General features: G+C 66.6%; 16 protein-coding genes. 7 read left to right on the top strand and 9 right to left on the bottom strand.

Translation table 11 applies throughout. The features are described from left to right. Positions 1 to 204 precede the first annotated feature (204 nt). The gene (locus LT970_RS04810) at positions 205 to 651 is read right to left on the bottom strand and encodes a universal stress protein (protein ID WP_232688330.1); all 447 of its coding nucleotides are present in this window, start codon (positions 649 to 651) and stop codon (positions 205 to 207) included. Between the two features lie 135 nt (positions 652 to 786). Between LT970_RS04810 and LT970_RS04805 the strand changes: the two genes are divergently transcribed. Continuing rightward, on the top strand, positions 787 to 1,137 hold the full coding sequence (locus LT970_RS04805; RefSeq protein ID WP_232688329.1) for a YrdB family protein: 351 nt from the start codon (positions 787 to 789) through the stop codon (positions 1,135 to 1,137). Between the two features lie 74 nt (positions 1,138 to 1,211). Continuing rightward, the gene (locus tag LT970_RS04800) at positions 1,212 to 1,859 is read left to right on the top strand and encodes a cyclase family protein (RefSeq protein WP_232688328.1); all 648 of its coding nucleotides are present in this window, start codon (positions 1,212 to 1,214) and stop codon (positions 1,857 to 1,859) included. Positions 1,860 to 1,913: 54 nt separating this feature from the next. Here the strand turns inward: LT970_RS04800 and LT970_RS04795 are convergent, their stop codons facing one another. Both LT970_RS04795 and LT970_RS04790 read right to left on the bottom strand, forming a co-directional pair. Next, a complete protein-coding gene (locus LT970_RS04795; protein WP_232688327.1) occupies positions 1,914 to 2,123 on the bottom strand; it encodes a DUF8142 family protein in 210 nt (69 codons plus the stop codon). A gap of 76 nt (positions 2,124 to 2,199) precedes the next feature. Continuing rightward, positions 2,200 to 2,904, bottom strand: a complete 705-nt coding sequence (locus LT970_RS04790) for a helix-turn-helix domain-containing protein (RefSeq protein ID WP_232688326.1) — start codon at positions 2,902 to 2,904, stop codon at positions 2,200 to 2,202. Positions 2,905 to 3,148: 244 nt separating this feature from the next. Between LT970_RS04790 and LT970_RS04785 the strand changes: the two genes are divergently transcribed. After that, positions 3,149 to 3,442, top strand: coding sequence for a hypothetical protein (locus tag LT970_RS04785; protein WP_232688325.1), 294 nt, complete (start codon positions 3,149 to 3,151; stop codon positions 3,440 to 3,442). A gap of 76 nt (positions 3,443 to 3,518) precedes the next feature. After that, positions 3,519 to 3,953: a DUF7112 family protein gene (locus LT970_RS04780; RefSeq protein WP_232688324.1), complete on the top strand. Its 435-nt coding sequence runs from the start codon at positions 3,519 to 3,521 to the stop codon at positions 3,951 to 3,953. Between the two features lie 79 nt (positions 3,954 to 4,032). On the opposite strand, the gene LT970_RS04775 is transcribed toward LT970_RS04780, so the two are convergent. Then, on the bottom strand, positions 4,033 to 6,159 hold the full coding sequence (locus LT970_RS04775; protein ID WP_232688323.1) for a PAS domain S-box protein: 2,127 nt from the start codon (positions 6,157 to 6,159) through the stop codon (positions 4,033 to 4,035). 4 nt (positions 6,160 to 6,163) lie between these two features. Further along, positions 6,164 to 6,748 (bottom strand): response regulator, encoded by a 585-nt coding sequence (locus tag LT970_RS04770; RefSeq protein ID WP_232688322.1) that lies wholly within the window; start codon positions 6,746 to 6,748, stop codon positions 6,164 to 6,166. Positions 6,749 to 7,128: 380 nt separating this feature from the next. On the opposite strand from LT970_RS04770, the gene LT970_RS04765 reads away from it, so the two are divergent. Together LT970_RS04765 and LT970_RS04760 are read left to right on the top strand one after the other, a co-directional pair. After that, on the top strand, positions 7,129 to 8,103 hold the full coding sequence (locus tag LT970_RS04765; RefSeq protein ID WP_232688321.1) for a transcription initiation factor IIB: 975 nt from the start codon (positions 7,129 to 7,131) through the stop codon (positions 8,101 to 8,103). A 202-nt stretch (positions 8,104 to 8,305) separates the two neighbouring features. Continuing rightward, positions 8,306 to 9,010, top strand: a complete 705-nt coding sequence (locus LT970_RS04760; RefSeq protein WP_232688320.1) for an SOS response-associated peptidase — start codon at positions 8,306 to 8,308, stop codon at positions 9,008 to 9,010. A 39-nt stretch (positions 9,011 to 9,049) separates the two neighbouring features. On the opposite strand, the gene LT970_RS04755 is transcribed toward LT970_RS04760, so the two are convergent. After that, a complete protein-coding gene (locus tag LT970_RS04755; protein ID WP_232688319.1) occupies positions 9,050 to 9,592 on the bottom strand; it encodes a DUF1684 domain-containing protein in 543 nt (180 codons plus the stop codon). 97 nt (positions 9,593 to 9,689) lie between these two features. On the opposite strand from LT970_RS04755, the gene rtcA reads away from it, so the two are divergent. Then, positions 9,690 to 10,694, top strand: a complete 1,005-nt coding sequence (gene rtcA / locus LT970_RS04750; protein ID WP_232688318.1) for an RNA 3'-terminal phosphate cyclase — start codon at positions 9,690 to 9,692, stop codon at positions 10,692 to 10,694. On the opposite strand, the gene LT970_RS04745 is transcribed toward rtcA, so the two are convergent. Genes LT970_RS04745 through LT970_RS04735 form a run of 3 tightly spaced genes read right to left on the bottom strand, consistent with a single transcriptional unit; the run spans position 10,686 to position 12,944 of the window. Then, entirely contained in the window at positions 10,686 to 11,159 is a 474-nt protein-coding gene (locus LT970_RS04745; protein ID WP_232688317.1) for a carotenoid biosynthesis protein, read from the bottom strand. The genes rtcA and LT970_RS04745 overlap by 9 nt on opposite strands. 52 nt (positions 11,160 to 11,211) lie before the next feature. Then, a complete protein-coding gene (locus LT970_RS04740; protein WP_232688316.1) occupies positions 11,212 to 11,982 on the bottom strand; it encodes an ABC transporter permease in 771 nt (256 codons plus the stop codon). Continuing rightward, positions 11,979 to 12,944, bottom strand: a complete 966-nt coding sequence (locus tag LT970_RS04735) for an ABC transporter ATP-binding protein (protein WP_232688315.1) — start codon at positions 12,942 to 12,944, stop codon at positions 11,979 to 11,981. Before LT970_RS04735 ends, LT970_RS04740 begins: the two co-directional genes overlap by 4 nt. Positions 12,945 to 12,957 lie beyond the last annotated feature (13 nt).

Genomic DNA, 12,957 nt, shown 5'->3' with positions numbered 1-12,957 from the left:
TGACAGGCGGCGTTCGGTTGCCGGCGTGCTGTGCCGCGCTATCGAATCCGGGCACGCCGGGCGAGACTCAGGTCACGGCCGGGGATGGTCGCGTTCTCCTACTTGAACCTGTGCGGGGTCCCGTAGCGCGGCAAACAGCGCGGCTGCTACGTGCTAGAGGGTTGCTAAACGAGAAGTCGCCGAGAGAATCCAGTGGTCGACCGGTCAGCTCGTGACGACAGTGACCGCGCCGTCGAACTCGAGGATGACGCGCTGCGTGACGTCGCCGAAGATGGCCTTGCCCGTCGGCGAGCGCTTGCGGCCGGCCATGAAGATGTGGTCGGCGTCGCGTTCGTCGGCGACGGCGAGAACTTCGTCGCCCTTCTCGCCGAGTCGGGCGACGGCCTCGTAGTCCACGTCGACGTCTGAGAGGACCTCGCGGCCGATGTCCGCGGCGAACTTCCTGGCGCCGTCGACGGCCTCGTCGACGGTGTAGTTCACGTCGAAGTCTGTGATGGTGGACATCGACTCGCGGCTCTCGGCGTACTCGTTCTCGGTGATTCCGTACACGAGGAGGAGTTCGGCGTCGACGCCGGCGGCGAGTTCGCCGGCCTCCCTGACGAGGTCCTTGGCGGCGTCCGTGGCTTCGACGACTGCGATGGCGCGCTCCATGTGCCACGAGGGTCGGGCAGACAGCATAAAGGTAGGGGCTGGCGACTGAACGGACTCGTCGCCCTCGCGGCGGGAGAACTGACGTTCCACACCCCACGAACAATTTTGCCGCCGGGCGTGGTGAGTTCACAGAACGTGAGCACGGCCTCGACGCCGCTCGGGTGGGTCGTCGTCGGCGTTCGCTTTCTCCTGGAGATGTGCGTGTTGCTGGCGCTCGGATACTGGGGGTACGAGACGGGGACGGGTGGACTACGGTACGTTCTCGCGGTCGCTGCGCCGCTCGCGGCGGCGGTCGTCTGGGGCGCGGTTGTCGCGCCGAAAGCCGCGTTCTCCGTTCCGCCGGCCGTTCGACTCGTCGTGTCGCTCGTCGTCTTCGCCGCGGCCGCGGGTGCGCTGTACGCCGTCGACCGTCCCGTGCTCGCGGTCGCGTTCGCCGCGGTGGTCGTCGTCGACACCGCGCTGGTGTACGTGCTCGGACTCGACTGAGCGCTCTGGGCTGTAGGGGACGTCGTGTGGTTTTCGGCGGAAACGTTCAGGGCACTCCGGCGTGCACGTCCGGTATGCAACTCCGAGACTGCTCGCACGACCTCGAATCCGGGCGCCCGTACCCCGGCGACCCGCCGGTCTCCGTCACGCCACACGCGAGTTTCGAGGCGGACGGCTACCGCGTCGCGGACATCTCGTGTAGCACGCACTCCGGAACGCACGTCGACGCGCCGAGCCACATGCTCGCCGACGGGAAGTTCCTCGACGAGTTCAGCGTCGAGGAGTTCCAGTTCGACGCGCACCTCGTGGACTGCACGGACCACGGGGAGCGCGAGGCCGTCGGCGCCGACGCGATTCCCGGGGCCGCCGGGAGCACGGACGTCGACCTGCTTGTCTTCCACACGGGGTGGAGCGAGCGGTGGGGACGGCGGGAGTACTTCGACCACCCATACCTGACCGAGCGCGCCGCGGAACGCTGCGTCGACCTCGACTGCGACGTTGGCCTGGACACCGCGAGCGTCGACCCGACCCCCACGCGGAACGCGAGCGACGACGAGCCCAGCGGCTATCCGGCCCACGCCGCGCTCCTGGGCGCGGACAGCCTCGTCGTGGAGAACCTCACGAATCTCGCGGGATTGCCCGAGCGGTTCACGCTGCACGCGTATCCGATTCCGGTCGCCGCGGACGGCGCGCCCGTGCGAGCGGTCGCGGCGTTCGAGTAATTGAGGGGAGTTCGGCGTTCGAGACGGTGTTCCGTCGGGTGACGTTCGGGCGTGTTACTGGTCGACGAACCCGGTCGTGAACGCGATCCATCCGATGACGCTGATGAACAGGATGGGCGGCAGAATGACGAACCCCCATAGCGGGTTCAGCCCCCAGAACAGCAGTAGGACGACGTCCGCGAGGCCGAGCAGGACGAACGGCAGAATCGCGACGAACGCCTCTCTCCGGTTCCCGCGGTCGACGTCCGGGGTGGGAACGGCCATGCGTGACGGTTCGACCCGGACGTCCTAAAGCCACTCGTTCGACGGCGGTGCAAGCAGAACCGTGCAGCCAAACCGCTCACCGGACGGGCCGGCCACCGGTCGCGGCGAGGTGCTCGCCGAGCTCGGTCATCACCTTCCGCTCCGCTCTCGCCAGATGCTCCCAGGCCGTCGTGGACGCCACGCCGACGGAGTCCGCCACCGTCTCGATGGCGGTGTCCGAATCGGGGCCGTAGTACCCCATCGCGATAGCGGTGGCGAGCACCTCCGCCTGGCGTTCGGTGAGCGCGTCGATCATGCGGCCGAGTGCGAACTGCTCCGGCCCGTCCACGGTGTCCGTTCTCACGTCGCGCACGAGATCGACCTCACTCCCAGACGCCTCTAGGGACCTGACGAGCGCGCCGAGGTCGTCGCCGTCGTCCAGGTAGAGCGTCCAGTGTTCCCAGCCCGCCTGCATCGTGAACTCCCCTCGAAAGTGGACACCGAACTGGCGGAACCGGTCGACGAGGCCGCGCCAGTCGGCGGGGTACGTGAGCGCGACGTGAGCACCGCTGTCGTCCAAATCACCGAGAGGCTTCACGTTCTGCACGTCAGCGTCGTCCCCGAGTTCGCGGACGAACGAGCGGACGTTCTCGGTTGGGCCAGTGAGTTCGACGATGCGCTTCCGACGCCGCGCCGAACCAGTGACGGAGGTGACCGACTGCACGACGACGTCGGGGTGAGCGGCGCTGGTGTCGCTCTCGGGTTCGCCGTACTGCCGGATGCGTAGCGTCACCTCGCGCATTGATAGGTGGCACACTCCCCCGACGGTTATCCTATTCGGTCGGGGGTAGCAGTGATGTCAAACTCGTTATCACGTGGTCTCCACGACCTCGCGTGGCGCCGCCGTTGACAGCGGTCTCTCCCGGTGGAAGCGCGGACTGACAGCGGCCTGGATTTGCGGCGAATTCGTTTCCAGTTTGGGAGACTCTTCGGGCGGACAACTCACCCAAAGGGGTTTACGTACGTCCCCCAATGCCCCGAACGTAATGAGCCCGTACGACTCCGACAACACGGCGGTCTCGAATCAGGCCGACACGGAGTTGGGGGACGCCTACGAGGGTGCAGACAGGATTACCCAGAAGTACAGATTCCCGCTGAAGATCGGCGCGCTGTACACGAGCATGCTCGTGGTTGGGTACCTCCTTCATCTGGTGGCGCCCAATCAGTTCGTGAACACGATCGGTGCGCTGCTGGTGTACTTCACGTTCATCTTCGCCGCCGTCACGGTGTTCGTCGGCGTGCTGTTCAAACTGACCGAAGTGGTACGGTCGGACTGGTGACGAGCGGACGCGTTTCGCCGAGCAGCACTCCGATGTGACCGCCTCGCTTTTGTGACCGACCGCCGATAGTCGGCGTATGGCCGAATTCGTTTCCAGCGAGACCGTCCCCTCAGTGGTCGGGACGCTCGTGCGCCGTGGTGGCACGCAGCGCCCAGCGATAGCGCTCCCCGCGGAATCCACCGACCGGTTCCCCAGCGACGACGTCGTTCGCCTCGTTCTCGACGGAAGTGAGCACCGGACGAGACTCGTACACGACGCGGACGGTGCGCCCGCGATCCGGGGCGCCTACGAGACGAACGAACTCGCGCGGAGTCCCGGCGACGGTGAGAACGCGCTCCCCGAGTGGGTCGACGCGCACGGACTCGACATCGGTCGCTCAGTCCACGTCGACGTCGTCGTGCCAGAGTTCAAGTACGGCGTCAGGGCGCCCGGGGAGACGACGACCTACGAGGCGACCGAACCCCCGAAGTCGAGTCTCGCGGACATCGCCGAGTCCATCGACGGCAAGTAGACCGGGCCAGCGACGGCTGGGAGACCGGAATCGTCGACAGACAGTAGTCCGTACCTCGTTGGCGACCGATGCGGGCGTTCTATTCGACCCGCCGGCATCCCGTCACGTCGAAGCACGCACCCGACTCAGCGGGGACGGCCTCGATGGCCCACCCGTGCGCCTCGGCGATGTCCTCCACGATAGCGAGTCCGAACCCCGTCCCGTTCTCGCTCGTGGTGAACCCACGCTCGAAGACCCGTTCGAGTTCGTTGTCCGGAATCCCCGGTCCGTCGTCGGCGACGCGGAACCCATCCGGGAGCAGGTCGACGGTGACCGTGACCGTACTTCGGGCGTCCTCCGGAGCGGTAGCGACGGAGGGCTCGCTGGAACTTGTTCCAGCGGCGTCCTCGTGAGCTTGCGAGCGAGGGCTTGTGGAGCCGTGCTCCACAGCGTCCTCGGGAGCGTCAGCGACCGAGGGCTCGGCGGACGCGGGTTGTCCGCCGGCGTCCTCGCGAGGCGGAGCCGAGCGAGGACTCGTCGAACTGTGTTCGACGGCGTCCTGCCGAGCCTGCGAGGCAGGGTTCGTGGAGCCGTGCTCCACTGAGTTCCGGAACAGATTCTCGAGCAGTTCTCGGAGTCGCATCGGGTCGGCGGAGACGACCGCCGTGTCGAACGACGCGTCGAGTGTCGCGTCCGGTGCGTCGACCGTGTTCCACGCGTCCGCAACCGCCTCGCCGAGCTCGACCTGCTCCGTGTCGTCGACGAGTTTCCCCTGTCGGGCGAGGTCGAGGATGTCCTCGACGAGCGTCTCCATCCGGTCGAGGGCGGCGTCCGCTCGCTCGAAGTGCTCGTCGTCGCCGGTCTCCCGCGCGAGGTCGACGCTCCCCCGGACTACGTTGATGGGGCTGCGGAGGTCGTGGCTGACGACGCTGGCGAACTCCTCTAAGCGTTCGTTCTGGCGCTCGAGTTCCCGCTCGTGTTCCTTTCGTTCGGTGATGTCCCGTATCGAGGAGAGCAACGCCGTGTCGTCCTCGTAGGTGATGCTCGTGGTGCTGAACTCGCAGTACCGCACTTCGCCGTCGGGGCGGCGGATGCGGGCCTCGAAGGTCCGGTGTCGGCCGAGCTCCGCGAGCAGTTCCTCGTCCACCCGCTCGACCGTCTCGTGGTCGTCCTCGTGGATGAGCTCCCAGGTCGCTGCGTCGAGCAGTTCCTCGCGCTCGCGGCCGTACAGTTCGCAGGCGCGCTGGTTCACGAACTCGTAGGCCGCGTCCCGAAGGATGGTGACTGCGTCGTGGCTCTGCTCTATGAGCGTCCGGTATTTCTGTTCGCTCTCCCGGAGCGCGGCGTCCGAGCGGAGGCGCTTGAGCGTCTCCGCGACGTGGGCCATCAGGAGTTCCGCGAGTTCGGCGTCGTCCTCGGAGAACGCCGCGAGTTCGACGGAGCCCGCCTGGAAGACGCCGAGGTCGCCGACGGGAACGCTGAGTACGGAGCGGTAGTCCGGGTTTGTCGGTTTGGCGTTCTCGTAGGATCGCACGTCGTCGACGATGATCGTCCGGGATTCCTGGAAGGTCTCCCCCGCCACCCCGCTGTCGTCGGCAGTGCGCTCGAAGTTCTCGGGGTTCATACTGGTCGACGTGGCCTTCGGCACGAGGAACTCGTCTTCCGCGATGTCGATGCCGCAGATGTCGAACTGGAGGATGTTCTCCGCCGCGTCGATGGCGAGTTCGTAGATGCTCGATTCGGACTCGCAACTCACCATGCGCGCAGCGACGCTGTGGAGTTTCTCGACCTGCCGTCGTTCCGTCCGGAGCGCTCCCTCGACGCGCTCTCGTTCCCGGGACTGCCGCATGCTGGCGATGCCGTGCCCGACGGCGTTGCCGACTGTCTCGAGGCGTTCTCGTTCCGCCTCGGCTGGCGCGTCTGCCACGCCGAGCGCGAGCGTGCCGTACCGTTCGCTGTCGTACGTCACTGGAACGAGGACGCGGTCGTCGCCGTTCGCGTCGGTTTCCACGGTGACTGTGTCGGGCGCGTCTCCCTCGAATGGATCCTCGGTGTTCGCCGCTGGTGGCTCCTCGGGTGTGCGAGAACCGGTGGCGACGGCGAACTTAGGGTCACGGTAGCCGGCGTCGGCGGCGGCAGCACACACCCGGATTCGGAGGGAAGACTGTCCCTCGGCGGCGTGGATGGCGTCGGTGACCGAGTGGAGCAGCGAACGCTCGGGGGCCATGCACTCAGTCGCCTCCGGTGTTCTCGTCGGGGAGGTCGCGGAACGCCACCCGGAAGTCGTCGAAGCCGAACTCGGTCACAGTGTCGTCGGTGCGCTCCCGGAGTTCCTGGATGCGGTTCACGAGATCCTGATAGGAGCCGTCGAGTTCAACGTCGCCGCGTTCGGCTTCGGTCTCGAGGAGCGCTCGCTTGGACGCGAGCGCGTACAGTTCCTGAAGGTCGTCGTCGTAGGTAGATCGGTCGACGAGGGTGTTCACGACGGTGTGGAGTTCGTCCCGGTCGACGGGTTTGATGAGGTACTCGTCGAATCCGAGATTGATGACGTCACGGGACGGGCGAACGCCCGTGACCATGGCGACCCGGCAGTCGTACTCGGCGCGGCGGATGCGCGTGAGCACCTCCTCCCCGGAGAGTCCGGGCATGCGCCGGTCGAGGAGGACGACGTCGACGGCGGCAGTGAGGTTGTTCAGCGCTGCTTCGCCGGTCGTCGCGGTTTCGACCGCGTACCGCTCGGACAGCCAGGCGGCATACACGTCGGTGAGTGCTTCGTCGTCGTCGACCACGAGTACGTGGGCCCCTTCGTCAGTCATGGAGAACCGGTGTTCGCGTTACATCGATATGCTGACCGGATAAAGGTTTCTCCGGTCGTTTGTCGTATGTGATTCGGGTGGTCGACCGGCGTCCGTAGTGATGCGGTCACGCTCATCCCGCCATCCGACTGACCTGGCCACCTCGCCATATCCCGAAAGGTATTTAATGTAGATTCTTGCCGCAATCAGACCAGAGCCCATTACTTAGGCCGGCCAAAAGCACGCGTTGTTGGGGCATATGAGCCCCATGAGGCGCGTTTCCTGTGTGTCAATACCCCACACAACCGCGAAACATTTAAGTGTCTGTCGCTCTTACCCATAGTCACCGTAAGCCGGGCGAGGGACGTTATTTCCTCCCCTTCGTCCGTCACAGCCCAACCATGAGCGATACAAGAATCCGAACCTACACCGGCGAGCACCAGCAGACCGAACAAGAGGATGAGACCACCGGACAGGAAGAGACCATCACGTGTCCGGAGTGTGGCGGACAAGTCCTGAGCGACGAGGAGCGCGGCGAATCCGTCTGTGCTGACTGTGGGCTCGTCGTCGAGGAAGACGAGATCGACCGCGGCCCCGAATGGCGCGCGTTCGACTCCGCCGAGAAAGACCAGAAGTCCCGCGTCGGTGCACCGACCACGAACATGATGCACGACAAGGGGCTGTCGACGAACATCGGCTGGCAGGACAAGGACGCCTACGGCAACTCCCTGTCCTCGAAACAGCGCCAGAAGATGCAGCGCCTGCGCACCTGGAACGAGCGATTCCGCACGCGCAACTCCAAGGAGCGCAACCTCAAGCAGGCCCTCGGCGAGATCGAACGCATGGCCAGCGCGCTCGGCCTCCCGAAGGACGTTCGAGAGACCGCGTCGGTCATCTACCGCCGCGCTCTGAGCGACGATCTGCTTCCCGGCCGCTCCATCGAGGGCGTCGCCACCAGCGCCCTCTACGCCGCGGCCCGGCAGATGGAGACGCCGCGCTCCATCACCGAGGTGGCCAACGTCAGCCGCATCGACGAGATGGAGTTCAAGCGCACGTACCGTTACATCGTGCGCGAACTCGGCCTCGAGGTCGCGCCCGCCGACCCCGCGAGCTACGTGCCGCGGTTCGCGTCGGACCTCGACCTTCCCGAGGAGGTCGAGCGCCGCGCCCGCGAACTCCTCTCGAGCGCCCAGCGCGAGGGCGTCACGAGCGGGAAGTCCCCGGTCGGCCTGGCCGCCGCGGCCATCTACGCCGGAAGCCTGCTCACCAACCACAAGGTGACCCAGAGCGACGTCAGCGACGTCAGCGACGTCAGCGAGGTCACCATCCGGAACCGCTACCAGGAACTGCTCGAGACGACCGACGTCCCGGCGTAAACTGACGGCTGGCGCACCGACGTCCCGGCCTGATGGGCCTGCACGCCGGTAGCTCGTTCGGTTCGGCGGTTCACTCGAGTCGCTCTTTTCTAACACGTCACTACGAGTCAGTAGCGGTGCTATCGGAACCGGGGGACCACAGGCCAGTGGCGACGCCGTGGTGACCGGGGAGTTGACCTTCCCCGGGCGCGAAGCATACCGTATGTGCGGTCGAACCAGTCTCGCCGTGCCCGTCGACGTCCTCTCGGAACGATTCGACGCCACAGCTACGGACGCCGTCGAGGCCTACCTCCCGAAGTACAACGTCGACCCAGGCGACGGTCTCGTGACCATCACGAACGAACAGCGCTCGGTCGCGGACGTCTTCGAGTGGGGGTTCGTCCCAGAGTGGGCGGACGACCCCGACGAGGGGCCGACACCGATCAACGCGCGCTCTGAGAGCGTGACCGAGTCGAATCTGTTCCGAGACGCGTTCGAGGAGCGGCGCTGTCTCGTGCTCGCCGACGGGTTCTACGAGTGGCAGGGCGAGCGCGGCAGCAAACAGCCCTACCGGGTGGTCCGTCGGGACCGCGGGCCGTTCGCGTTCGCGGGCCTCTGGAGCCACTGGGAGTCCGAAAGCGGGGCCGACCCGTCGCGCGATACGGTGACGATTCTGACGACAGAGCCGAACCACGTCGTCGAATCGATCCACGACCGAATGCCCGTCATGCTCGAACGCGACGAGGAGACGCCGTGGCTCGAGGGCGACGCCGCGGACGCGATGGACGTCCTCGACCCGTACCCGTCGAGTGACATCGAGGCGTACCCCGTCTCGAAGCAGGTGAACAACCCGGCGGCGGAGTCCCCCGCCCTGTTCGATGCCATCGACGTCGACGAGCAGAGCGGCCTCGACGACTTCGCGTCCTGACCGGCCTCACCAGTTCAGTGACGTCGACAGTAGGGAGGGTCAGACGCGCTCTCCGGCGCGCACCTCGACGTCGAGTTCGTTCTCCGCGGGTGGAACTGCACACGAGAAGTTGTCGTCGTACGCGCAGAACGGACTGTACGCGAGGTTGAAATCGAGTGCGACCGTCTCCCGGTCGTCCGCGCCGGCAGCGTCGACGTCCAGATAGCGACCCTGTCGGTACGTCTCGTCCCCGCTGGTCTCGTCGGTGAACGGCACGAACAGCGACTCGGCGCCCTCGACGCGGAACGCCGCGAGCGTGTGGTGGTCGCCGTCCAGTTCGAAGCCGAAGACGCCGACGCGCTCGTAGGACTGGGGCGGGCCGCGCGTCGACGCCAGTTTCTCCACGTCCGGCGAGTGCGCGCGCTCGAAGCGAGCGAGAACGCGGTACGCCGGGTCGAGGTCGAAGTACTCCAGCCCCGAGAACGCCTCGCGCTCCCCCTCTGGAATCGGAGACTGGGGGTGGCCGGCGAGGAAGTCGTCTTTGTCCTCGCGGTGAGTGCGGAGCCGGTCTCGCCACGCGCTCTCGTCGAAATCGCCATCCATACCCCGTCTTCTCCCGCCACAGTGGAGAATCTGACGGAGACGTTCGGGCTTCGACGGTGACGAACGGTTTTTCCCCTCAGACATTCTCGTAGTGGATATGCACTTGCTCGACGGCAGCGCCGGTGGCGGACAACTCGTCCGCACCGCGCTTACACTGTCTGCGGTTACTGACGAACCGTTCAGGATGCGTCACGTTCGTCGCGCGCGCTCGAACCCTGGACTCCAGGCCCAGCACTGTGCAGCCGTGGAGGCCGTCGCCGCCGCCTGCAACGCCGAGACGGACAACGTCGAGGTCGGGGCCGAGGAGTTCAGCTTCGAACCGAACGCGCTCGACGAGGAAGACGAACAACAACAGGTGTCGGTCGAGGTCGGCACCGCCGGGAGCGTTCCACTCGTCTTCGACGCGCTGCTCCCCATCGGTGTCGCGCTCGAGGAACCGTTCACCGCGCACCTCGAGGGCGGCACGGACGCGATGTGGGCCCCGCCGTTCGACTACTTCCAGCACGTCAAGTTCCCGCTACTGGAGGACCACGGCGTCGAGGCGTCTGCCTCGGTGAAGCGCCGCGGGTTCTACCCACGCGGCGGTGGCAAGGCCTCGCTCACGGTGAACCCGTTCTCCGCGTCGCCGCTCGAACTCACCGAGCGCGGCGAACGAACGTCGCTGACCGTTCACTCCGTCGCCGAGGAGTCACTCGAGGACGACGACGTCGCACAGCGCCAGGCCGACGCCGTCCTCGAACGCGTCGGAGACGCCGAGCAGTCGGTGTCGTACGCCGAGGCCGACTCGCCTGGCTCCGCGGTCGTCGTCGACGCGGAGTACGAGCACTCGCGGGCCGGGTTCGCGGTGCTCGGGGAGCGCGGCAAGCCGGCCGAAGAGGTCGGCGAGGAGGCCGCCGACGCGTTCGAGGCGTTCGAGACCGGGAACGCGGCGGTGGACGAACACCTCGCCGACCAGTTGATCCCGTACCTCGCGCTCGGCGGCGGCGAGGTTCGAATCCCGCGCGTGACGAACCACGTCGAGACGTGCGTGAACATCGTCGAGGAGTTCGGGTACGACGTGAGCGTCGAGGACGACGACGACACGGTCATTCTCTCAGGGTAAGTACTGGAGCGCGAGCGCAGCGGTGCTCGCGCTGACCGCGAGCCACCCTGCGTAGTTCCACCACGGGACGTCGCGGTGGCGCGGGCCGGGCAGGTCGTCGGTGTACGTCCAGTGGCCCTCCGCGACGCCGCGAGGGTCCGAGAGGACGTCGAGGGCCGTCGCGAGTACGGCAGCGAGCGCGACGGCAGCCCACCCCGGGGTCACCAGCAGAGCGACCCGGAACGACACGTACACGACGCCAGTCCAACCGAACAGTACGTACAGCGGAACGCCCAGCAGTTTCGGGCCGACGTGGTGGTCGAGCCACCCTAGCTGGACGACGACTGCTTCTGCGACGAACGCGACGAGTGCGCCACCACCGAACAGCGCAAGCGTGGCCTGGCGTGGCCACGTCCAGAGCGCGTGTGCGAGTGAGAGAAGACCGAGCGTGACGACAGACACAGCGTAGGCACGGCCGCGTTCCATGGTGGAGCGTCGAAATGCAGGGAGAAAAGCGAGGGGGTGGATTCGCGTTCAGTCAGTCCGTGAGCCCGTAGCCGCGCTGGAACAGCCACACGTCGATTCCGAGCACGACGATTGTCAGCCCCGAAAGCACGGCGAGCGCGGCAGTCGGGTCGATGTCCGAGACGCCGATGACGCCGTACCGAACGCCGTTGACCATGTACACCATCGGGTTCAGCAGGCTGAGCGTACGGAACGGTTCGCCGAGCGCGTCGAGGCTGTAGAACACGCCGCCGAAGAACACGAGCGGTCGGAGGATGAACTGGTTGAGCACCGTGAGGTGGTCGAAGTCCTCCGCGACGAGGCCGCCGATGACGCCGAACGCGGCGAACAGCGTCGTGATGACGAGCATGAACGCGACGGCGTACAGCGGGTTCGCGAGCGAGTGAACGGGCGTGAACACGGCGCCGATTGCGGCGATGAGGGTGCCGATGATGACCCCCCGGAGCGCGGAGGACGCGACGTACGCCACCACCATCTCCCAGTACGCGAGCGGACTCGTCAGCGCCTCGTGGATGTACATGTTCCATCTCCCGTGGAAGATGGAGAAGGAGGCGTTCTCGAAGGCGTTCGACACGGCGCCGAGCACGACGAGGCCCGGGAGGATGAACTGGATGTACGGGACGCCGCCGACGTCGTCGATGCGCGCGCCGAGGATGACGCCGAACACGCTGAAGTAGAGGACGTTCGTGATGAGCGGCGGGAGGAACGTGTTGTACGGGCGGCGCACGAAGCGCAGTATCTCGCGCTCGGTGAGCGCCTTCAGACCGTTGGAGAGCGCGCTCATACGGTCACCTCGACCGAATCCTCACCGCGCTCCTCGGTCGCTTCCTCCTCGCGGCGCGTCATGTCCACGAACACCTCCTCGAGGCTCGTCCGCGAGATGTCGACGTCGACGACGCGATGGCCGCCGGCCTCCAGTCGACGCACTGCGGTGGGGACCGCCTGGCTCCCGTTGCCAGCACGGAGTTCGACCGTGTCGCCGTCCACGTCGGCCTGTTCGATGCCGTCGCCGGTGACGTCGGGGATCGAACTGGTCGGCTCCTCGAGCGCGAGGCGGACCGTGTCGGTGCCGCGCTGGGTGAGTTCGTCGGGCGTCGCGACGGTGACCTTCCGCCCCGAGTCGACGATTGCCACCTCGTCGCAGAGGCGTTCTGCCTCCTCGATGTAGTGCGTGGTGAGGAGAATCGTGGTGCCGTCGTCGTTCAGGCGCGTGATGACGTCCCAGAGGTCGCGGCGCAACTCGACGTCCACGCCAGCCGTCGGTTCGTCGAGGATGAGCAGGTCGGGGTCGGTGACCATCGCGCGGGCGAGCATGAACCGCCGTTTCATCCCGCCGGAGAGCCAGTCGAACCGGGTTTCGGCCTTCCCGTCGAGGCCGACGAGTTCGAGCGCCTCGGCGGCGCGTTCGGCGGCCTCGTCCTCGGGCACGCCGTGGTAGCCCGCCTTGTGCATCAACACCTCCCGGATGGGGAAAAAGCGGTCGACGTTGAACTCCTGGGGCGCGAGGCCGATGGCGTCCCGCGCTTCGCGGTAGTCGTCTTCGACGTCGTGTCCGAACACTTCAGCGCTCCCGTTGGTCTTGCGCGCGAGGCCGACGAGCGTGTTGATGAACGTCGTCTTCCCCGCGCCGTTCGGCCCGAGCAGCCCGAAAAAGGAGCCCTCGGGAACGGTGAGCGAGAGCCCGTCGAGCGCGCGGACGTCCCCGTACTCCTTCACGAGGTTGTCGGTGCGTATCGCTGGCGGCATTTACACAGTAGAA

The sequence above is a fragment of the Halobacterium zhouii genome (assembly GCF_021249405.1).
Taxonomy (GTDB): domain Archaea; phylum Halobacteriota; class Halobacteria; order Halobacteriales; family Halobacteriaceae; genus Halobacterium; species Halobacterium zhouii.
This window is presented reverse-complemented; position numbering and strand designations above follow the sequence as displayed.